This window comes from Rhodohalobacter sulfatireducens (assembly GCF_022012475.1).
GTDB classification, from domain to species: domain Bacteria; phylum Bacteroidota; class Rhodothermia; order Balneolales; family Balneolaceae; genus Rhodohalobacter; species Rhodohalobacter sulfatireducens.
Genome location: NZ_JAKLWS010000004.1, coordinates 179,114 through 199,087, shown reverse-complemented (window position 1 = coordinate 199,087; position 19,974 = coordinate 179,114). Strand labels below are relative to the sequence as shown.

Genomic DNA, 19,974 nt, shown 5'->3' with positions numbered 1-19,974 from the left:
TATCTATCAAAAAGGTATTCAGATGATAGATTGCATTATTGTAGTCAAAAAATTGGAGATTGCTACGGCTGTAAATATTCTGATCGTAAAATTGACTCAGCCTTTTGCGACGAAGATGAATAAAAAATTTAAAACCAACTAGTTATGAAAGTAGAAGCACTACCCAACCGTGTTGATATAGATAGATTTGAAGATGCGCTCGATGCCGTTGATTATTTAGTGGATCATCACAACTCTGACGGAGAATATGAAGTAGAAAATCCCTGGGGGCCGGAGGGGAGATTGTACCGGGGGTTATCTGCATGGGTCATTCTTGATGCATATTCTTTAACAGGTAAGAAATCCTATCTGAATACGGCAATTAACCTGATTGAACACTTTAAAAGGACAGAATTAAATTCGGGCGGTTGGGCCATGTCACTTGGAGAGAATGGCCAGGAGTTCCAGGTTTCTGATGAAGTAAGAGAGGATACAGCCCTTTATGAAGATCCGCCTGTAACTGCGTCATTGTTAAGAACAGTTTCTCTTTACGAAAGTATTGTGGGAGATGGTAAATATGATGAAATAGCAAAGGGAACTTTTGAGCATCTTAATGAAATTTGGGATCCTGAAAAAGGCTCTTTTTGGGAAGATAGTGATAGTATGCTGTTAAAATTACGATCAAACCCAAACAGCTATCATCTATATTTTCTGCTTGCACTTGCAGAATATCGTCAATTTCAGACTGAAGATGTTGATAAACTGCTTCCAAAATTGATCGGCTTTGTGAAAAATACGTTTGAATCATATGACGAAACAGCATATCCGCTGATGAATGCGAATCATATGACTACACTCATGCAGCTTTCAGAAAAATTATTAGTAGATCCAGTATATATAAATCAAGAGATTAAACCTCGACTTGACCAATTGATGAGTAGCTCTGTATTTAAAATTGAAGGTTACCCGGGGGCTTACGGCCATCACGACGGCGTTCGTGGAATTGTAACAACGGAAGCTCACCTTAGGAATAGTTGTGGTGTTGCTTTAGCAATGAAAACATTTGATCGTGTAATGAATACTAAAGTCTATACTTCTACGGAGAGATATCAAGACATATCATCCTTTATTGACTCAATGAAAGCAGAGAAAGGATATTATGAGTATCTAAAAATAGATAAACAGAAGAGATTAGGCCATGGATCACCGGGTCAATTTATTCCATGCTGGTGGATTTTTGGAAAGATTTGAACTCTGTGCATTGGTGTCAAATTTCGCTGAAGATTATCTATTGATAAAAGGCAGTTAAATTCTGTTTTTGTAGAAGTTGATTTTGAACTCTACGAATTTTTACCCGCATGACCTTCGAAATTATTTTCGTTTTTCTGCTACTAATCGTTGCTGTTTTTCTCTTTGTAACAGACTATGTGACATTCGACGTCACCGCGATTATTATCATGGCGTGTCTGCTGGGGTCAGGCATCCTAACGCCCGCTCAGGGCCTCTCCGGGTTCAGCAATCCGGCTACCGTTACGGTTGCAGCTATGTTTGTGTTAAGTGAAGGAATGAGGAGAACCGGTATTCTAAACACAGCCGGTGACTTTTTCTCAGAGAAGATGCAGGAAAGCTTTAAATATTGGTTCTTCGTCCTTCTTCTATTCATCTGTATCATTTCAGCTTTCATCAATAATACGGCAGCCGTGGCCATCTTTATTCCCGTAATTATGGGAATCGCATCAAAAGTGGGAGTGAGTCCTTCGAGAATGTTAATGCCGCTCTCTTTTGCCGGTATGATTGGCGGAACAACAACACTTATTGGCACATCAACCAATATTCTTGTGAGTTCCATTGCTGTGGAGAGAGGAATGAGTGCCATCAGTATGTTTGAGCTGACTCCGATGGGACTCATTTTTATTGCGTCCGGTTTTCTGTTTCTTTTCACTATCGGCATTAAAATAATTCCGGAACGAAGGAAAGAAGATGAGCTGACTAAACAGTACGAAATGCAGCATTATCTAACGGATATTAGAATCAACGAAGGTTCCTCACTTGTCGGCACCTACCTGGATGAAGAAGACTTAACAAAAAACATGGATTTGGATGTAATTCGTGTATTTAAGCAGAAAGAAGATTCATCAGCACAAAGAAATCAAATAAAGATTGAAGGTGGAGATATTTTGAGGATTCGCGGAAATGTGGAGGAGATGAAAAAATTGATGAAAAGTGAAGATGTTTCACTTTTGCCATCAAGAGAATGGATGGATAAAGATCTTGAACACGGCCGGGATGCTATTGTTGAGGCCGTCATTGCACCGGAATCATCACTTGTAAAAACAAAGCTTGGTGATTTCCCTTTTTACGAAAATATCGGGGCCGTTCCGCTGGCAATTCGGCAAAGGGGAGAGGTAAAACACGACGATTTAGCTGATATTGAACTTTCGGGGGGTGATTCAATCTTACTGAGCATGAACTCCGAGAGAACTGCAGAACTTGAAGATGAACCTGCCTTTGTACTGGTTTCAAAGATCCAAACCATCCTGTATCGCCAAGAGAAGACATTTTGGGCTTTGGGAATTTTAGCCGGTGTGGTTTTTACGGCTGCTGTGGGTTTTACCTCGATAGTTGTAAGTGCAGTGATTGGTGTAATTCTGATGATCGTTACGGGATGCCTTCGAACGGAAGAAGCCTATGAAGCGATTAACTGGAAGGTAATTATGCTACTTGCCGGTGTATTGCCATTAGGGACTGCAATGGATAAAACCGGCGCTGCAGAGCTCATGGCTTCAGGCATGGTAGATTCGCTCGCCGCTTTTGGTCCAACAATTTTAATGTCCGGCTTTTTTTTGTTGACGATACTAATCACCGCCGTCATGTCAAACAATGCATCTGCTGCACTTTTAGCACCCATTGCAATTGAGGCTGCAAATACCATCGATGTGAATCCCGAAGCATTTCTCTACGCCGTTACATTTGCAGCATCACTTAGTTTGATTACCCCGTTTGGGTATCAAACAAATACCATGATCTATGGGCCGGGTCACTACACAATCAAAGATTTTTTAAAAATTGGGATTCCACTTAACGTCATTTTTTGGATTTTGGCAACTATATTCATTCCCATTATTTGGCCGTTTTAGACTGTTTGCTATAATCTTTCATCAAATGAGAATGGTGTAATATTTTGCACTTCTATGGTTGAAAATTCAGGATGATGTGGGTTGATGAGTATATTTGATTCATCTCTGATAATGGATGACGGCACTTCTAAAAGTAGTGATTCGGCATTATCAACCCATCCATCTCCAATATTTTGACAGTGATGATAACTCTCCATTTGATGCCATCCAACAGGCAAATCCTTATGATTCACCTGTTCTATTGATAAATGATCAGGAATATAAATTTCTGTGATTCTAAACTGCTGATTGAGCCCTTCCCCGGATCGGTGAACAAGATTTTCGAGACATGCAAGTGCACGAGTAGATGCCGTATAGATGACGCGTGTACCTTTGGAGTTCCATCTGGCGGGATATCCCGAGGCAGTTAAAACCCCCGCCCAGCGTTTTGTGGTAATTCGAAAAACCAACATCTATGCCAATGAGCCAAATTCAATGCGGATAACCTCCTCTCGCACCAAATCGATACCTCCGGAGGTATGCATAAGTGAAAATGGTGTGTGACCACCAAGCCCGGGTGCAGGTTTTCGAAGCCAACGGTTGAATGATTCGAGTGAGCCAAAAACATGTTCTGCTTTTTGATAAAGCGCGATAATTTTTAGTAACTGTTCACTGTTTTGCGCACTTAAGTTTTTCCCCTCTTTTTCGTAGCGTTGGATAGTTTTGAAGGATACATTAAGCAGACCGGAAAGTTCTTGGTTGGAAAACTCTGTAAGTTCCTGGAGATCAAAGAAAGCAGATGCCGGCAAACCAAGTTGCGCTTTATTAACTAAACTAAACTGATTCTCTTCGTTTACTTCATATTTAAGGGCAACCTCTCTGACAAAACCTTGTTCGTTGTTATTCTCTTGGTTTTCCATCTTATTGTAAAATGATTAGAAATTTGTCCGTAATTATAAGACATTTTTCAAAGACATTCAATATATGCCCTATACCCTAATTCATTTAGCCTTTGTAAATAGATGGATCGGGCATATCATTCTCAAAGAAAACAAAGCGATTACTAAAAATGATGGCCAGGAATACGGAGAGAATGGTTCCGGTAAAGATCGCCAGCATAATCATGATTTGATACTGGATGGCTGTCATTGGTGAACTTCCGCTCAATATCTGGCCGGTCATCATTCCCGGCAGAGATACAAGTCCGATTGTTGCCATAGACGCCAACGTCGGATTGGCTGATTTTTGAAGTGCACGCTGGAAAAAAGGGTAAAGTGCTTCTGAACGTGTAGCCCCGGAAGCGAGGTAAAATTGGTATCGCTCTTGGTTTTCCTTCAGGTTATAATAAAAATCGTTGATACCGATTACGTTACTTCGAAGACAATTTCCCAAAACCATCCCTGTAATTGGTATCGCATACTGGGCCTCTAAAATGGTTCGAAGCTGGATAACCACTTCAAGGAAAAAGAAGTCGATCATCACAATACCGAGGAAAGTTGCACCAAAAATAGGAACGATTAAAGAGACTTTTTGCCGTAAATCACTTCGGTCAATGGTCGCAAAATCGGCAACGACAACCATTACAAGAATCCAGGCAAGATTGAGCCAGGGATTATCGTATTCAAAAATGTATTCGAGATAATATCCAACAAACAAAAGCTGGAGTGTCATTCGTATGGTAGCTATAACCATCTTTCGGTTCAATCCTGTCTTAAACCACCACAAAATGGCACCTGGAATCAATAGGCTGAGGAAACCAATTGCAAGCTGAAACCAACTAAGTTCAATAATTTCCATATCAATTTGGTTGAATTTCAATAATTCGATCACACCGTTCCACCCAAAACGGATCATGCGAAGTTGATAAAATGGTTCGGTCTGAATTGAGTAACAAATCAGCAAGTTTCACTTTCGATTCCCGATCCAAAGCTGAGGTTGGTTCATCTAAAAGCATAAGAGGTTTGTTCATCAGGATGCAGATCAAAATTCCAATCCGTTGCCGCTGACCGGTGGACAGATCAGAAAAAGATTTCTCAAGAATGCTCGACTCTAATCTCAAATCAATCAAAAGATTTTTAATTGTAGCTGGGTCCGGTTTCTCCACTGAACTGCTCTTGAATTGAAATGGGTACTCTATTACTTCTTTTACAGATCCGTTCCCGATATTTAGATCTTGAGGAAGCCAGGCAGTTTCTTTCCGAAATGATTTCAAGGTGTCATTTTTGAGAATGGAGCCGTTGTACAGGAATTCTCCATTATTGGGGTGTTCAAATCCTAAAATGAGGCGAAAAAGAGTTGACTTACCACTGCCGGATTCTCCTTTCAGAACAAGCTTTTCACCCTCATTTAATTCAAAGGAGAAATCCTTAAAAATAATCTCGTTTCCGTATTTAAAATCAATATTTTTGCCTTCGAGAAGCATAAAGTCATTTTATTTTGCCAATAAGGTAGAGAAGCTTTTGTGATTGGCAAAAAAGATCTTTGATCTGATTCTACGATTCAAAGAGACTTATGACTCTTTGTAAATTTTTTCGAGCTCATTACAGCTAAAACCAAGTAAATTCATTTTTTGGAAAAAATATGGAAGATCATTCTCGATAAATTCCCTGCGCTGGAGATCCAGTGTTTTTTGATAGGCTCCCTCTGCGATGAAATGGCCAATGCCACGTTTATTCACCAATATATCTTCATCCTGCAGAAGCTGAAATGCACGCATTGCAGTGTTGGGGTTGACCTCCATCTGGACGGCGATCTCCCGGACAGATGGAACCCGGTCATCAGGAGCCCACTTTTTCTCGAGGATCTGTTGACAGAAATAGTCTGATATCTGTTTGTAAATCGGTTCTTTGTCTGTGAAATCCATCAGGCCACCTGTTTGTTTTTAAGTTTTAAGTAGCTGAGCCATAAAAAGAACAGGGTTAGACCGATACCAATAATATACTTCAGAGGTGTAATCCATTGTTGAGCATCCAATTGAATATTGACGAAAAAATCCTGGTTCTGGGAAAGTCCAAAAATCAACAAACCAATATTCAGGAAAAAGAGTGTTCCCAGCACAAATAAAATGATAACCAATAGTGTTTTGATGAAATTATTCTTTTTGAAATAGACAGCCCCCAGTAGGAAAATGCTCTGGTAAAAAAAGAATCCGAGAACGGTCGATAAAACATCTGCTGAGAATGGGTTAAACACATTGAAAGGTGTCCAGTGCCCGGTATTTATTCCTTTAACGAGTTCAATTACAACACTCAAAACCACAACTGAGATAATGGATACGAATGTATAAACAATGGTTCCTGAGAACCATGCAGCTGACAATTTTTCAAACGTAGTAGAGGGTAGCGTTAAAAACTGGAATGCTTTCGTTGAAGAGTGAACTTCGTTGAAAATCATGCTCGTCAGAATTAAACCACCCAATGTATAAAGAGAAAGTGTAATGCCCCGAACGGCAGTAAATCCAGGCCTGTCTACACTAAACATATTTGATATCGTAGGTAGAACGGCTATCGCTAAAAGAAATCCTGCAACACAGAGAAAACCGATTAGCCAGGTTCTTTGATTCAGGGCCACATACCTTTTTAAAACGAACTTAAACCTGGTAAATGAAAATTGATTATTTACGTTTGTTGCACTCATAATTCAATTAAGATTTAAACTGGTTATTGATAAGTTCTTGTTTCTGGATAATTCCGTTGAATAGAAGTTCAAGATCAATCTGGGTCTCTTTTGAGCTTTTATTTTTAGATATAATTGCTGCTTTTCCTCCAAAAACATCTTCGCTGTAGAGGGCGATCTTGTCACTATCATCGGATAGTTTCTCGAAACTCAGAGTTGTTGAAATATCCATCACACTTTGCTGAAAAATGATTTTGCCATTATTCAGCACAATAACATGATCGATAATGCTGTCGAGATCCCGAACCTGGTGTGTGGATATTAAAAAGCATCGATTTGATTGATCTGAAGCGGCCATAATTTTACGAAACTGGCTTTTGGATGGAATGTCCAGCCCATTTGTCGGTTCATCCATCAGCACTAATTTGGAATTAGTGGAGAGTGCAAAGGCGATCAGGAATTTTTTCCGTTGACCATATGATAGTTCGGTAAGGTTTTTCTGTCTGTCAACCTGGAATTCATTCAATATCTCCGACAGATAGGTGTGATCGAACCGAGGATAAAAAGGTGCATGCAATTCTGCATAGATTTCTGCATCTATTTTGGGCAGATCAAACTGTTCAGGCAGGATATAAATTTCACTCATGGTCTTGGGAAGCCGTTTTTTAACATTTTCACCAAGTACAGTACAGGAACCTTTGTGGGGGAAGAGCATTCCCGAAAGCTGATTGAGAAGTGTGGTTTTTCCGGCGCCGTTCAAGCCGAATAGCCCATACGTGTTACCTGCTTCAAGCCTCATATCCAAACCTGTGAAGAGGGGCTCATTTTTTTGAAAAGCAAACGTTAATTTTTCAACAGTAACCATAGATCTATATGTGATTGTTATCTTAAAGTATTAGTATACTAATACACAGGTGTGATTACAACACGGCCAGATGAATAAATTGTTTCAATGATATCTGGATTTATCTTGTTTTGATTATATATGCCTGACAGTTCAGAGAAAAAGCATAGAAAACTTGAACGCACCCTGGGATTAGGTGAAGCATTAACTATTGGTATTGGTACGATGGTCGGGGCCGGTATATTTGTTTTTCCAGGGTTAGCTGCGGGTCAGGCTGGAACTGCGGCAACTCTCTCATTTCTTATTGGTGGAGGAATAGCACTTCTTGTAGCTTTTTCAAGTTCCGAGTTGGCAACAGCCATGCCTGAAAATGGAGGAGCATATTATTATGTGTCAAGGATATTTGGACCCAATGCAGGTTTTGTTGTTGGTATAGGGCAATGGATCGGGCTTGTATTTGCTAGTGCTTTTTACCTGACTGGATTTTCCCAATACATGATTGAACTTTTACAGGAGATGGGCGTGAATCTTGGTGACACTATGGTTCTCATCGCTTTCGCTATCGGAATTGTACTAACATTCATTAATATTTTAGGGACAGAGGGAGCCGGAAAGCTACAAAACCAGGTTGTCATATCATTAGCAGCCATACTTGTATTACTTTTTGGATATGGCATACTCGATGCGACCGGTTTGATTGGAGAAGCATCACTGCCTGATACCTTTGCTCCAAAAGGATACTGGCCGGTGCTAACAACTACAGCTTTAATTTTTACCTCCTACCTGGGATTTGTTCAAATTGCGAATGTTGCAGGAGAGATAAAGAACCCTACCCAAAACCTGCCTCGAGCAATGATAGGCAGTGTTATTGTGGTGATGTTACTTTATATAGCAGCATTATTCGTGAGCACAAGTGCATTGCCAAATGAAGAACTTGCCGAAATGGGTGAGACAGCTATGGTAGGTGTGGCAAGAGAGTTAACGGGAAATATTGGTGCTCTCGCAATTCTAACCGCTGGCTTACTGGCAACATTGTCGAGTGCGAACGCTTCAATTTTAAGTTCATCAAGAGCAGTTTACGCACTCAGTAAAGATAAAATGATTCCGAGACCGATTAGTAATGTTAACGACCGGTTTGGAACACCTCACATCGCTTTAATCGTTGTTGGAATTCCCATGACAGGATTAACATTGATGGGCAAAATTGAAATATTAGCCGAGGTCGCTTCATTTCTACATCTTATTGTTTATGGTATGATCTGTGTGACGCTGATTCGGATAAAATATGATCGCCCCTGGTGGTATCAAGCCGATTTTGAAACCATGGGAAAATGGGTGGTTCCGGTACTTGGAGCAATATTTAGTTTTGGTCTGATAGCATTTATGGAATCGTTATCCATCTACCTGGGATTTGGTGTTCTTGCGGTCTCCATTCTTTGGTACTTACTTTTTGTGCATGAGATTGAATTTTCACTTCCGGAAACAGCTCGAAGAGCCTATCAAATTGAACAACCGAGAATTATCGTAGCAGTCGATGTTGAGAATCCAAATGCCATTCCCAAAGCACTTCTGAAGGCTTTTCAAAACCTGAAATTACTTGTCTTGGGTTACAGGTTGGTTCCCGAACAGACAAGCCCGGAACAGTCAAGAGAACAGTTTGAAGATGAAGCAGAGGAAAATTTGGATAACGTTTTACAGGATCTCAAAGATCTTGATATTGATCTGCAGAGTGAACTTGTTTTTACCCCAAATCTCGCAAAAACAATCAACCAGTATTCAGATGAGTACCACAGCCATGCTGTATTAACAGCGCGGCCTATTGAATCCGTAAACCGTCTCTTGGTTCCGATTTATTCATTAAATCAAATTAGCAGGCGCCTGGCATCCGTCTTAAAAGCATTGGCTCAATCGAGTGACTTGCCAATATCGTTGGTCATGATGACAAGCCGGGAATCAGGTTCGGAGGAGGAAAAAGACATAACCCGGTTAAAACAAGAGATGGTAACTGAATTGAAACATGCAGGAATTTCAGAACAACTTATTCGAAGCCAAGATGTAGATGTTGATGATATCGCCGAAGCTGTTTCAGAACTTGCAAGTGAAGATGATGTTGTAGCATTAGGTGAGCCGGATGATCTGGAAAGGGATAGTTTCTTCAAAACCATTCACCAAGGAATTCAAGAAGAACTGGATTGCCCGATCCTGGTAGTGTTAAAAGATGAAAAGTCGTCATAAGATTCGGTGATGTTAGTATGCAATTAGGTTCACAAGCGAATTATTGCCTCACCTCTTTTTCAACTCTTGAGCTCCACGGACAATAACGCCCAACATCGTTCACCCAGTAATCGAGTTCTTCCTCAACAAAAGAGGGGCGTCCGTCGCAAACCTCTGCTGAAATTTCAACGAGGTCCCATTCATTTTCTGCAAAATGCCAGCTCCAGTTGGGGTTGTAATCTACAGTCCCGCGGTCGATCGGTCCGTTGATATGCATATTTCGTTCATTGAACGGTTTTTGAAGCTCCTCTTCCAATTTTACTATCACTTCAGAGTCAGATGTTTTTGCGACAAATGTATAGTTCACATCTTCGTGCTCGTGTGTGAATTGATAAAACCGACTGCTGTTGTCATTTTCAGTACCGCACGCAGTTAAAATTAGAACGAGTGAAACTGCCGTTAGATAGAATATATTTTGAGTTGAAATCATCTTGATTGATCATTGGCATTGACATTCATTTTAGAGTTTTGAACGGTTGCCAATAGCTGATATTCTATCACCTGAATGCCAAAAGTGTCATAAATACAGTCCGCAAATCAATTAATTATTTAAGGGGAGCAAAATGATATCCTCAAAATTAAGATCGATGATATCGAAAATCGGACTGGCAATTTCAACAATTTCCTCATCCGTATAATCATCCAATCCTTCCAGCTCTACATAAAGCGTATCGTTCATTTCGTCGATATTATAGCTGGCATCGGTCGAATTAAAGCTTTTCTGCAATGTTTCAACGAGATATTCAACATCTTTAATCCATTCTTGGAAATCCGATTCGGTTTCTTCAGGCATCTTTGGTATGATTCAGATATGATTTCAATGAAGCGTTAAAATATGAATCCATCGATAAAAAAATTAGCCGATCTGGCAGAAAAAAAGTCCCGAAAAATTATCGGGTTGATGTCTGGCACCTCACTGGATGGTCTCGATATCGCACTATGTAAAGTTTCAGGAAGTGGAGAAGGTACTTCAGTCGATCTACTTGAGTTTACGACGATTCCATACTCAGAGGAAATTCGCCATGAACTGAAAAAGATCACATCCGTTGAGAATGTAAAATTAAAAGAAGTCAGTTATTGGCATACTAAATTGGCTCATCTGCATGGCAGTATGATTTTGAAGGCCTTGGACGATTGGAACGTAAAGTCAAACGAGGTAGACTGTATCGCAAGCCATGGGCAAACGATCTACCACTCCCCGGCAAGAGATCAGAAGGAGAGGAAAGATAAGGTTAATAACACTCTTCAAATTGGAGATGGCGATCAAATTGCTACTAGAACAGAAATACTGACCATAAGCGATTTTCGGCAGAAACATGTAGCCCACGGTGGCGAAGGTGCACCGATGGCTGGATTGGTGGATCAAATGTTATTCAGTCATCCAACGGAGACCCGAATATTGTTGAACATTGGAGGTATTGGAAATTTCACTTTTCTGCCGCCGAACAAATCAACCAAAAAATCTTTCACAACCGATACGGGCCCGGGAAATACTTTAATTGATGCGCTAACACTCCATTATTTCCAAAAACCGTATGACAAAGATGGTGAAATCGCCATTTCTGGAAGAATAATTGAAAAACTTCTGGATGAAATGCTTAGAGATTCCTGGCTAGATGAGAGCAAGGCCAAAACAACAGGTCCGGAATATTTTAATCTTGAATGGCTTCACAAAAAGGCAGATAATTTAAAATTCTCAATCGATGAAGTTCCGCCTGAAGATTTGGTTCGTACTGTTTCAGAGTTATCTGCTATAACAATCGCTGAGAATATTCAGAAGTATATTGATAAAGAGCGTAATGCTACTCTTTATGTAAGTGGTGGCGGAGCACACAACCCCTATGTCATGAATCGGATTGGAGAGCTGTTGCCTCGAGTGGATATAAGGGAGATTGAAGATTTAGGGATCTCAGCAGATTCGAAAGAGGCAGTGATTTTTGCTGTTTTAGCGAATGAGATGCTGGCCGGAAATGGATTTGAATTTGAATCAGATGAAGAGAGTAAAAAAGTGAATTTTGGGAAAGTTTCCTTTCCTGATTAGGTTATTTGACAGTAACAGAGCTAATAAGAATTTTACATGTTTGTTGTATGCCAACTGTACTAAGAATTGATGGTTATCGCTTTTTTTTCTTCAGTAATGAGGGAAATGAACCTGTTCATATACACGTTGAAAGTGGTGATGGATATTGTAAATTTTGGTTGAATCCTACAGCTCTTGCATATTCAACTGGTTATAATTCATCTGAATTGAATAAAATCAGTAAATTAGTTGAAGCAAATAAACAAAAAATAGAATCAGGTTGGAATGAGCACTTTAGTGAAAAATAAGTTGGTGAAGGCAACAGATCTTGAGTTTACGGAAGATTCAATGAGAGTATTTCTTGAAGATGGCCGTGAGATAACGGTGCCGATTGAATGGTTCCCAAAACTGCGAGACGCTTCAATAGAGGAAAAGAAAAATTGGCGTTTGATTGGCAATGGAGTCGGAATTCACTGGGAGTCATTGGATGAAGATATTTCAGTAAAAGGTCTTCTATCTTAATTAACGTCAAAGAGATTCGCCAAAAAATATTTCTTTGAGTTTCCGTGTCTCCATGTCTAAATATCAACTCACTCTTTGAATCACTTCTTTATACGCTTTAATCAGTCTATGCCGAATCGGTTGTGAGTTTTGATAAATCTCCATCTGGCGTTCAACATATTCTTTTCTTCCGGGTTCAGTCTCAATTTTGATCGGCTTCAGTCCAAACTCTGTTGCATCATAGGGACTCGCCTGCATATCCACTTTCCGGGTTTTTAATGCGTTGAAAAACGCTTCGCGGATAATCTCACTCGAAATCCATGGATAAAGTTTAAACGCCCATTTATAGAGGTCCATGTTTGTGTGAACGCAGCCGGGCTGTTCTGTATCCTGGAATGTTTCCCGGCTCAGTTCATGCTTGTTCATCGGGCGAGCTTTCTTCGTGAAAAATCGGAACGCATCAAAATGGGTGCATACCAGAGGACGCGATTCTACAAACTCGGCAATTTCATCATCCGAGAGCCGTAGCGGGATCTGTTGATGACGTACGTTCTCCGCCCGATACACCATTGCCCATTCATGCATGCCAAAGCAACCAAACATCGGTTTTCGTTCGGCACTATTTTCGAGTAGCTCGAGAGTCCACTTGGCCGAACGAATTCTTTTTTGAGGGAAGAATGCCGGGTTGAGTTTAGCGAAACCGTCCGAACCGTTCAATTCAGAAATTTCAGGCAGTTTAGATTTATCGCTGTATTTCAGAGTTATTCCAATTCCGGGAGACCATCGCGTTAGATGGGAGGGCCGAAATGCATAATACTCAAAGAGGAAATCGAGTACAGGGTCTTTCTGCTGGCGGGAACGCTTTTCGAGATAAGGATCCAGGACGGCAGATAATTTTTCTTCATGACGGGAGGCCATTGCCGTCCAATCAGGTTCATCCAGAACAGATCGCTTTGTTGTTATGTTATCTAAAACTTTTAGCATCTGTTAAAAATATGATTCTTATGTTTGGGATGTAAATGTAATTTTGAAGATTCGTGAACATAAGCAACCTGTAAGAGTGCGCAAGCTACTGCCAGAGTTGCGATGGTTTGATTAGCCTAAAAAAAGTAATACGAACTCAGACAGATCCGAAGGACTCTGACAGGTTTTTAAATAGAGCCAATGATCCAGGAAATCAAAAATTTTATCCTCCATCTCCGTTTGCATTACCAGTTTTTTATCCTTTCCGGGGGATATCTTTTGGGAGGATTGCTGGCAGATCAGATGCAATTCTCACAGTTTTGGTTACAGTTTCTAAATGTTCATGTTCTTCTCTATGGGGGCGCAACGGCATTTAATTCTTTTTGGGATAAAGATGAAGGTCCCATCGGCGGACTCAAACATCCTCCAAAAATGACTCCCTGGATGCACAAGGTTTCTTTGTTTTTGATGCTTGCCGGATGGATATGGGCTATAACTGTTAGTTGGGTATATTTTACTGTTTACGGAATCAGTCTGTTACTTTTTTGGCTCTATTCAACACCACATGCACGCTGGAAAGGAGAACCCATTTTAAGCCTCATCGCTATTGGAATAAGTACTGGTTTGAACTCTGTCTTTCTCGGATTTTGGGCTGCGGGTGGAGCTTTTTCAACATCAATTTTGTTTAGTGGAATAGGTGCATCACTCATTCTGCTGAGTTTGTATCCTGTTTCGCAAATATACCAGGCGGATGAAGATTCGAAGAGAGGTGACATCACTTTTTTTGTGAAATTCGGCCTTAGTGGTGTACAACGATTTTTTATGGCTGCATACGTTATTGGATTGGTGCTGATGTGTATAGGTTTTTTCAGAATCTACAGTACACCTGCGATCGTACTCTTCATTGTAGGTTTACTTTCGTTTGCTATCATAAACAGTTTTGTAGCCGGATTAGAGGGAAATCAGAAGGAATATAAAAAAGTGATGAATATTAAATTTTTTGCTTCACTTTCATTCGTAATTTTCCTGTTGACAGCGAATATCATCAGGTACGAGTGGATAGGAGAAACTTTATTATCAAACTATTTTTAAGCAATATAAAGAAGTAACATGACAGACATAAAAACAGCTATTATCACCAGGGGCACGATTGAGAATGCCTTTACGTACGATGAATATCGTGATTTGATCGACAAACTTCTCAAGCAGGATAAAACCACAGGTGAAAATCATTCTGACTCGATGCTGCACTACACCAAGATGAATGTGCACAGAATGAGGAGACTAGATAAACAAATTGATCTGAAAGAGGAGCTGATTCATAAGTTAGAAAGCCTGGATCGGTCGCTAACATGGTTGATTTTAACGGAAGGTTGGTGCGGAGATGCGGCTCAGGTCATTCCGGTAATCCAAAAAATGGCCGATCAAACAAAAATGATCCAAACTCGATACATTTTAAGGGATGAACATCTTGATATTATGGATCAGTTTTTAACGGATGGAAGAGCAAGGTCAATACCTAAACTGATCTGCCTCGATTCCAAAACGCTTGAAATTCTCGGTGAATGGGGGCCAAGACCCGACGAGGCCCAATACCTGTTCAAGAAGATGAAGGACAATCATGAATATACCTCGCAAGAAAGAGCTGAAAAGTTGCACAAGTGGTACGCAGATGACAAATCTGAATCTGTGCAGGATGAATTTATCCCCTTAATCGAAAAGTGGGCAAACAAGATATGATCTTTTATGATGTCTGAATCGAGCCAATCGTTTTACAAACACGTCGCACAAACAAGCGATGAACCGATAGGGCTCGAGATTGACAGGGCTGAGGGGTCATTTATATACACAACGGATGGAAAAAGATACACAGACCTGATTTCAGGCATCGCAGTCAGCAGCCTGGGGCACCGACATCCGAATGTGCTTAAGGCCATCAAGGGACAGTTAGAAAAGCATCTGCACGTAATGGTGTATGGTGAATTTATACAGTCCCCGCAAAGTAAGTTTGCACACCTTTTGTGTGAACAACTTCCTACAAATCTGGATCGCGTCTATTTTGTAAACAGTGGAACTGAGTCCGTTGAGGGAGCCCTGAAGCTTGCAAAAAAGTTTACCGGCCGCAGTAAGTTTGTAGCTTTTCATAACAGCTATCACGGGGATACGCATGGTTCACTGAGTGTGACCGGTCGAAACGTGTACCGAGATCCTTATCAACCGCTTCTGCCCAATGTCTATTTTTCTGATTTTAACTCTGATGCAGTTTTTGATCTGATTGACGAGGAGACCGCTGCCGTTATTATGGAACCGATCCAGGGAGAAGGAGGTATCATTCCAGCGGAGAAAAAATGGCTTCAGAAAGTCAGAAGAAGATGCGATGAAACCGGGGCACTTCTGATCTTCGACGAAATCCAAACCGGATTCTATCGAACCGGAAGCCTGTTCGCTTTTAAATATTATGATGTCGTTCCTGATATCATCTGCCTGGCAAAAGCGATGGCCGGCGGCATGCCGATGGGGGCTTTTGTCTCATCCTCCGAAATCTTTGAGGTTTTCAAGAAAGACCCCCCGCTGAATCACGTTACAACATTTGGGGGGCATCCTGTCAGTTGTGCAGCCGCTCATGCCAGTTTGAAAACTCTTCTAAGTGATGACTTTGCAGAGAAAGGAATGAAGATTGAAAAGATTGTGCGATCGATCCTGAAGGGAGATGGTATTGTTGAAGTTCGGGGACGGGGAGCTATGTTAGGACTTCAATTAAGAGACTCTGTACTCACTGAAAAGGTAGTGAACAGATGTTTTGAAAACGGGCTGATTTTGGGATGGACCCTACACTCAAACTCATTGATTCGAATCGCTCCGCCATTAATTATCGATGAAAATCTATTGCGTAGCTCACTAAACAGTATAATCCGAGCTATAGCAGATTTCAGCTAGCAACTAAACATATTCAAACAAATAACCACAACCTGAACGAAGTTGAATAGTTCGCTAAAATGATCGATCATTCGCTTCTTCACCCAATCATGAATAATCAGATGTTGAAAGAGGGGTGTGATGTAGCCCGTCGGTATAATGTGGCATCCGCTTGTATCATACCCTATGCGGTAAAGCAGGCTGTGAAACGGCTTAAAAGATCTGATGTTGAAGTATGAATGGTGGTTTGATTTCCACAAGAATAAGAAATGGCAAAAAGAATACTGATTTATTCATCATTTCCACCTACACGGTGTGGCATTGGAAGATATGCTGCAGAACAAGTGAAGTATGAAAAATCAAAGGGGAACATTGTCTTGCAGTGTAGTCCAGATGAAACTTCGTCAGCAGCTATTAAAATAAATCTTAACAATTATAAAAGTATCCTGATGGCCATTTGGAATATTCTCTGGCTTAAACTCGATGCTGTTTTTGTTCATTATACTTCCACATTTATCTATTCAAACACTCAAGGAAGCTTACCGAGAAAATATTTCACCCGCATCTGCCAAATTCTTTTATTTTACTTTCTGGGATGGAAAGGGCGAAATGAGGGTGGAATAATTTTTCATGAAACAGGTTTGTTTACCGGAAAATCTAAACTTTCAGAATCTCTTCTGACAATTCCTTTTCATTTATTTCATCAAATGATATTTCATACCGAGCCTGAAAGGAAAAAAATTATAGAGAAACTCGGGAGTTTTTGGGGAACGAGGGCAACTGTATTGCCTCATGAGCGGTATATGCAATCCAGATTTACAGGTAGCCAGAGAGATGCACGCAATATGTTTGGGTTGGACCAAAGCAAGAAAATTTTTCTCTGTATTGGATTTTTTCAGCAACACAAAGGATTTCATTTGGCAATAGAAGCTTTTGAAAAAGCAAAATGTAAAAAAAATGCAGAACTATACATTGTAGGTAGCTTAAGGACCACTAATCCAAAATACTCCAAATATCGCGACGAGCTTTACGCGCAAGCTCATAGAACAGAAGGTGTTTATTTGATAGAAGAGTTTGTAGATGATGATGCATTTGATGCTTGGATTGTTGCGTCTGACTGTGTGATTTTGCCTTATCTTAAAATATCAAGTTCTGGTGTGGGAGCACGAACTCGATTATTAGGAAGGCCGCTCATCGTTAATGGAAAAACAAATCTCGGGTATCAGTTCCAGGGAGATAATGAGGTTTTACAGTATGAAAATTCAGAAGGATTAATGCGACTTCTGAAGAAATTCGAAAAAAAATCTACTCTTCCAGAGCACTCAGCAAACTACAACTCTTCCGAAAATGTTGAATATTTATCTAAGAAACCAATCTTGTTTGTGATGCCCTGGTTTTTTAAGAATATACAGGCAGGTGCTGAAAAAGTAATCTTTACTATAGCCGAGAAATTATGTGAGAGAGGAATAAACGTTGAAGTTTGGGCCACTGCTAGTTCGACGCTTGTTAATCGTAACAATCACTATCTGGATGGTCAACAAGACCAAGGAACTCCGTTTGAAATCGTCAGATTCCCATCAAACAAGCGAATGGAACCTATTTTTAATATCATGCATAGACAAGTCGCGAAAAACAAAGGCAGTTTATTAACGGGATGGCTCTGGAAAAAATCAGCTTTGTCTGGAAAGGGTATGGAGAAATCCCTTAGAGAAAATGCTAAAAAGTACTCTACGATTCATTTATGCCACTATTTCTCTGGTTCTTCTCATAGACTTGCATCTATCGCCCCTGAAAAAACCATCCTTCATCCCTTTATTCACAACGAGCCGGCAGCCTATCATAAAGCCATGAGTTGGATGTTTTCTTGTGCCAGAGGTGCAATTATTAATTCTGCACCAGAAATTGAAGTTGGTATAAAGTCATTCCAGGGAATGCTTCCGGATTTATATTTTCCCATTGGTGTCGGTGTTTCCTTAGCAGAAAAGGAATACAATCAGATTTCCCACACAAGAAAACAAAAGAATCAATTGATATATATAGGCCGCATAGTTCAAGAAAAAAATATTAGTGCTTTAATAAGCTGGATTACTGGATTCAATGACACTACTTCCGATAAAGTATCCCTTCTTTTTGTGGGAGAAGGTCATGAACCTGAAATAGAAAAGTTAACTTCCTCTCCCTATGTAGAATATGCTGGCTGGGTAGAGGAAGACATGAAGATAGAACTAATCAGGGATTCTTTGGCCCTCGTTCAACCAAGTCTGTTTGAAAGTTTTTCATTGGTGATAATGGAAGCCTGGGCGCTAAAAACACCTGTCATTGTCCATGCAGACTGCTCTGTGACAAAGTACCATGTAAATAATTCAGAAGGAGGATTTGCTGTAAGATCCCAGTCAGAATTTAACAGTGCATTGGATATACTACTTCATAAAAGGGTAGAGGTTTCAAGAATGGCTGAATCGGGTTATAATTATGTGACTGAAGAGTTCAAATGGTCAAAGGTGATAGATCAATTTCTGGCCGCCCGGAAAAAAATAATGAACTATGGACCATAAATTTCATATCTGTCCGGTAATTGGTGAGTTGGTTTATTAGAGGGATTTGAAAGTGATATAAACAGATATTACATTATGTACAAAACATGTGTAGTATATGAAACCAATCAAAGGCAGGGGGAGCGCACACAACCCCAAAAACAGATTCAAGGATACTCACCTGGAGTATGATATAAACGAGGAAACCGGCAAGTTCAAGAAACCTGACACCCAACTTCTGACGGATCATACTTCTGAAATCATCTCTACAAATCAAAGTCCGGATATCTCTTTTGATGTAAGCTTGAATCCCTATCGTGGATGCGAACATGGATGTGTTTATTGTTATGCTCGCCCCACACACGAATACCTTGGAATGAGTCCCGGGCTGGATTTCGAATCCAAAATTGTTGTGAAGTATGATGCTCCAAAGCTATTACGCGAAAAATTGGCACAGGAGTGCTGGAAACCACAAACACTGATTATGAGTGGTGTAACTGATCCGTACCAACCCATCGAAAAAAAGCTGCGCATTACCCGTGGATGTATTGAAGTGCTGGCTGAGTGTAATCATCCGTTGGTGATTATTACGAAGAATTACCAGGTTACGCGTGATATTGATCTGCTCTTATCTCTTGCTGAAAAGAATGCGGTAAAAGTGGTATTGTCGATCACATCGCTTGATAAAAGCCTTACGGATACGATGGAGCCAAGAACATCGAGGCCCAATCGAAGACTAAAGGCTGTTCGGGAATTGACTGAAGCCGGAATTCCGGTTCATGTGAATATTGCGCCCCTGATTCCCGGGTTAACAGATGAAGAGCTTGTTCCTATCATGGAAGCATCTGCAGAAGCCGGAGCCGGTTCTGTGGCGGTTGTTCCGTTACGCTTGCCCTATGCTGTGAAGGATCTGTTTGTGAAATGGCTCGAAGATCATCAACCCGACCGCAAAAAGAAAGTGATCAATCGAATCAAAAATATGAAGGATGGAAAATTGAATCGCTCGGAATGGGGAGAGAGATTTCAGGTTGAGGGTCCGTTTGGAGATCAGATTCGCCAACTCTTGAAAATACATGCAAAACGGCTGGGCCTGAATAAGAATATCAGCCCGTTAGAAACAAAGCATTTCAGAAGGCCCGAAACGGATCAATTGCGATTATTTTAATTCCCACAGAAGTACAGAAAAGGATTGGTTAACTTCGGTTCCTCTGC

General features: G+C 40.5%; 22 protein-coding genes. 12 read left to right on the top strand and 10 right to left on the bottom strand.

Annotated elements, in window-relative coordinates; all coding sequences use genetic code 11:
* The first annotated feature begins 144 nt into the window (after window positions 1-144).
* Together L6773_RS05320 and L6773_RS05315 are read left to right on the top strand one after the other, a co-directional pair.
* Window positions 145-1,230: a hypothetical protein gene (locus L6773_RS05320; RefSeq protein WP_237852821.1), complete on the top strand. Its 1,086-nt coding sequence runs from the start codon at window positions 145-147 to the stop codon at window positions 1,228-1,230.
* Between the two features lie 107 nt (window positions 1,231-1,337).
* The gene (locus L6773_RS05315) at window positions 1,338-3,116 is read left to right on the top strand and encodes an SLC13 family permease (RefSeq protein ID WP_237852820.1); all 1,779 of its coding nucleotides are present in this window, start codon (window positions 1,338-1,340) and stop codon (window positions 3,114-3,116) included.
* A gap of 8 nt (window positions 3,117-3,124) precedes the next feature.
* Here the strand turns inward: L6773_RS05315 and L6773_RS05310 are convergent, their stop codons facing one another.
* The 7 genes from L6773_RS05310 to L6773_RS05280 form a co-directional block, all read right to left on the bottom strand.
* Window positions 3,125-3,568 (bottom strand): RES family NAD+ phosphorylase, encoded by a 444-nt coding sequence (locus L6773_RS05310; RefSeq protein WP_237852819.1) that lies wholly within the window; start codon window positions 3,566-3,568, stop codon window positions 3,125-3,127.
* On the bottom strand, window positions 3,569-4,015 hold the full coding sequence (locus L6773_RS05305) for an Xre family toxin-antitoxin system antitoxin (RefSeq protein ID WP_237852818.1): 447 nt from the start codon (window positions 4,013-4,015) through the stop codon (window positions 3,569-3,571).
* 85 nt (window positions 4,016-4,100) lie between these two features.
* Window positions 4,101-4,892, bottom strand: coding sequence for an ABC transporter permease (locus tag L6773_RS05300; protein ID WP_237852817.1), 792 nt, complete (start codon window positions 4,890-4,892; stop codon window positions 4,101-4,103).
* A gap of 1 nt (window position 4,893) precedes the next feature.
* Window positions 4,894-5,517 (bottom strand): ABC transporter ATP-binding protein, encoded by a 624-nt coding sequence (locus L6773_RS05295; RefSeq protein WP_237852816.1) that lies wholly within the window; start codon window positions 5,515-5,517, stop codon window positions 4,894-4,896.
* Between the two features lie 87 nt (window positions 5,518-5,604).
* On the bottom strand, window positions 5,605-5,958 hold the full coding sequence (locus tag L6773_RS05290; RefSeq protein ID WP_237852815.1) for a GntR family transcriptional regulator: 354 nt from the start codon (window positions 5,956-5,958) through the stop codon (window positions 5,605-5,607).
* Window positions 5,958-6,731: a hypothetical protein gene (locus L6773_RS05285; RefSeq protein ID WP_237852814.1), complete on the bottom strand. Its 774-nt coding sequence runs from the start codon at window positions 6,729-6,731 to the stop codon at window positions 5,958-5,960. The genes L6773_RS05290 and L6773_RS05285 overlap by 1 nt, the downstream gene beginning before the upstream one ends.
* A 7-nt stretch (window positions 6,732-6,738) precedes the next feature.
* Window positions 6,739-7,575, bottom strand: coding sequence for an ABC transporter ATP-binding protein (locus L6773_RS05280; protein ID WP_237852813.1), 837 nt, complete (start codon window positions 7,573-7,575; stop codon window positions 6,739-6,741).
* 120 nt (window positions 7,576-7,695) lie between these two features.
* Here L6773_RS05280 and L6773_RS05275 point away from each other — a divergent pair, with 120 nt between their 5' ends.
* Window positions 7,696-9,789 (top strand): APC family permease, encoded by a 2,094-nt coding sequence (locus L6773_RS05275; RefSeq protein WP_237852812.1) that lies wholly within the window; start codon window positions 7,696-7,698, stop codon window positions 9,787-9,789.
* Window positions 9,790-9,829: 40 nt separating this feature from the next.
* Here the strand turns inward: L6773_RS05275 and L6773_RS05270 are convergent, their stop codons facing one another.
* On the bottom strand, window positions 9,830-10,258 hold the full coding sequence (locus L6773_RS05270) for a BP74-related protein (protein WP_237852811.1): 429 nt from the start codon (window positions 10,256-10,258) through the stop codon (window positions 9,830-9,832).
* A 111-nt stretch (window positions 10,259-10,369) separates the two neighbouring features.
* Window positions 10,370-10,621 (bottom strand): hypothetical protein, encoded by a 252-nt coding sequence (locus L6773_RS05265; RefSeq protein ID WP_237852810.1) that lies wholly within the window; start codon window positions 10,619-10,621, stop codon window positions 10,370-10,372.
* 42 nt (window positions 10,622-10,663) lie between these two features.
* Here L6773_RS05265 and L6773_RS05260 point away from each other — a divergent pair, with 42 nt between their 5' ends.
* Genes L6773_RS05260 through L6773_RS05250 form a run of 3 tightly spaced genes read left to right on the top strand, consistent with a single transcriptional unit; the run spans window position 10,664 to window position 12,370 of the window.
* Window positions 10,664-11,869 (top strand): anhydro-N-acetylmuramic acid kinase, encoded by a 1,206-nt coding sequence (locus L6773_RS05260; RefSeq protein WP_237852809.1) that lies wholly within the window; start codon window positions 10,664-10,666, stop codon window positions 11,867-11,869.
* A gap of 47 nt (window positions 11,870-11,916) precedes the next feature.
* Window positions 11,917-12,156, top strand: coding sequence for a DUF4160 domain-containing protein (locus tag L6773_RS05255; RefSeq protein ID WP_237852808.1), 240 nt, complete (start codon window positions 11,917-11,919; stop codon window positions 12,154-12,156).
* Window positions 12,134-12,370 carry a DUF2442 domain-containing protein gene (locus L6773_RS05250; RefSeq protein ID WP_237852807.1) on the top strand — a complete coding sequence of 79 codons (237 nt, stop codon included), beginning with the start codon at window positions 12,134-12,136 and terminating at the stop codon, window positions 12,368-12,370. Before L6773_RS05255 ends, L6773_RS05250 begins: the two co-directional genes overlap by 23 nt.
* 63 nt (window positions 12,371-12,433) lie before the next feature.
* On the opposite strand, the gene L6773_RS05245 is transcribed toward L6773_RS05250, so the two are convergent.
* Complete coding sequence (locus L6773_RS05245) at window positions 12,434-13,333, bottom strand: 3-methyladenine DNA glycosylase (RefSeq protein ID WP_237852806.1); 900 nt, start codon at window positions 13,331-13,333, stop codon at window positions 12,434-12,436.
* A 180-nt stretch (window positions 13,334-13,513) separates the two neighbouring features.
* On the opposite strand from L6773_RS05245, the gene L6773_RS05240 reads away from it, so the two are divergent.
* The 6 genes from L6773_RS05240 (at window position 13,514) to L6773_RS05215 (ending at window position 19,927) form a co-directional block, all read left to right on the top strand.
* Window positions 13,514-14,404 carry a UbiA family prenyltransferase gene (locus L6773_RS05240; protein ID WP_237852805.1) on the top strand — a complete coding sequence of 297 codons (891 nt, stop codon included), beginning with the start codon at window positions 13,514-13,516 and terminating at the stop codon, window positions 14,402-14,404.
* Window positions 14,405-14,422: 18 nt separating this feature from the next.
* On the top strand, window positions 14,423-15,052 hold the full coding sequence (locus L6773_RS05235) for a thioredoxin family protein (RefSeq protein WP_237852804.1): 630 nt from the start codon (window positions 14,423-14,425) through the stop codon (window positions 15,050-15,052).
* A gap of 6 nt (window positions 15,053-15,058) precedes the next feature.
* The gene (locus L6773_RS05230; RefSeq protein WP_237852803.1) at window positions 15,059-16,249 is read left to right on the top strand and encodes an aspartate aminotransferase family protein; all 1,191 of its coding nucleotides are present in this window, start codon (window positions 15,059-15,061) and stop codon (window positions 16,247-16,249) included.
* A gap of 59 nt (window positions 16,250-16,308) precedes the next feature.
* Window positions 16,309-16,467, top strand: a complete 159-nt coding sequence (locus L6773_RS05225; protein WP_237852802.1) for a hypothetical protein — start codon at window positions 16,309-16,311, stop codon at window positions 16,465-16,467.
* 30 nt (window positions 16,468-16,497) lie between these two features.
* The gene (locus L6773_RS05220; protein WP_237852801.1) at window positions 16,498-18,783 is read left to right on the top strand and encodes a glycosyltransferase; all 2,286 of its coding nucleotides are present in this window, start codon (window positions 16,498-16,500) and stop codon (window positions 18,781-18,783) included.
* Between the two features lie 97 nt (window positions 18,784-18,880).
* Entirely contained in the window at window positions 18,881-19,927 is a 1,047-nt protein-coding gene (locus L6773_RS05215) for a PA0069 family radical SAM protein (RefSeq protein ID WP_237852800.1), read from the top strand.
* Window positions 19,928-19,974: the final 47 nt, after the last annotated feature.

Coding starts and splice junctions, on each gene's coding strand:
- L6773_RS05225 (WP_237852802.1), top strand. CDS start 16,309: ATGATCGATCATTCGCTTCTTCACCCAATCATGAATAATCAGATGTTG.
- L6773_RS05215 (WP_237852800.1), top strand. CDS start 18,881: ATGAAACCAATCAAAGGCAGGGGGAGCGCACACAACCCCAAAAACAGA.
- L6773_RS05265 (WP_237852810.1), bottom strand. CDS start 10,621: ATGCCTGAAGAAACCGAATCGGATTTCCAAGAATGGATTAAAGATGTT.
- L6773_RS05300 (WP_237852817.1), bottom strand. CDS start 4,892: ATGGAAATTATTGAACTTAGTTGGTTTCAGCTTGCAATTGGTTTCCTC.
- L6773_RS05285 (WP_237852814.1), bottom strand. CDS start 6,731: ATGAGTGCAACAAACGTAAATAATCAATTTTCATTTACCAGGTTTAAG.
- L6773_RS05230 (WP_237852803.1), top strand. CDS start 15,059: ATGATGTCTGAATCGAGCCAATCGTTTTACAAACACGTCGCACAAACA.
- L6773_RS05310 (WP_237852819.1), bottom strand. CDS start 3,568: ATGTTGGTTTTTCGAATTACCACAAAACGCTGGGCGGGGGTTTTAACT.
- L6773_RS05250 (WP_237852807.1), top strand. CDS start 12,134: ATGAGCACTTTAGTGAAAAATAAGTTGGTGAAGGCAACAGATCTTGAG.
- L6773_RS05255 (WP_237852808.1), top strand. CDS start 11,917: ATGCCAACTGTACTAAGAATTGATGGTTATCGCTTTTTTTTCTTCAGT.
- L6773_RS05220 (WP_237852801.1), top strand. CDS start 16,498: ATGGCAAAAAGAATACTGATTTATTCATCATTTCCACCTACACGGTGT.
- L6773_RS05260 (WP_237852809.1), top strand. CDS start 10,664: ATGAATCCATCGATAAAAAAATTAGCCGATCTGGCAGAAAAAAAGTCC.
- L6773_RS05235 (WP_237852804.1), top strand. CDS start 14,423: ATGACAGACATAAAAACAGCTATTATCACCAGGGGCACGATTGAGAAT.
- L6773_RS05275 (WP_237852812.1), top strand. CDS start 7,696: ATGCCTGACAGTTCAGAGAAAAAGCATAGAAAACTTGAACGCACCCTG.
- L6773_RS05315 (WP_237852820.1), top strand. CDS start 1,338: ATGACCTTCGAAATTATTTTCGTTTTTCTGCTACTAATCGTTGCTGTT.
- L6773_RS05320 (WP_237852821.1), top strand. CDS start 145: ATGAAAGTAGAAGCACTACCCAACCGTGTTGATATAGATAGATTTGAA.
- L6773_RS05290 (WP_237852815.1), bottom strand. CDS start 5,958: ATGGATTTCACAGACAAAGAACCGATTTACAAACAGATATCAGACTAT.
- L6773_RS05305 (WP_237852818.1), bottom strand. CDS start 4,015: ATGGAAAACCAAGAGAATAACAACGAACAAGGTTTTGTCAGAGAGGTT.
- L6773_RS05270 (WP_237852811.1), bottom strand. CDS start 10,258: ATGATTTCAACTCAAAATATATTCTATCTAACGGCAGTTTCACTCGTT.
- L6773_RS05245 (WP_237852806.1), bottom strand. CDS start 13,333: ATGCTAAAAGTTTTAGATAACATAACAACAAAGCGATCTGTTCTGGAT.
- L6773_RS05280 (WP_237852813.1), bottom strand. CDS start 7,575: ATGGTTACTGTTGAAAAATTAACGTTTGCTTTTCAAAAAAATGAGCCC.
- L6773_RS05240 (WP_237852805.1), top strand. CDS start 13,514: ATGATCCAGGAAATCAAAAATTTTATCCTCCATCTCCGTTTGCATTAC.
- L6773_RS05295 (WP_237852816.1), bottom strand. CDS start 5,517: ATGCTTCTCGAAGGCAAAAATATTGATTTTAAATACGGAAACGAGATT.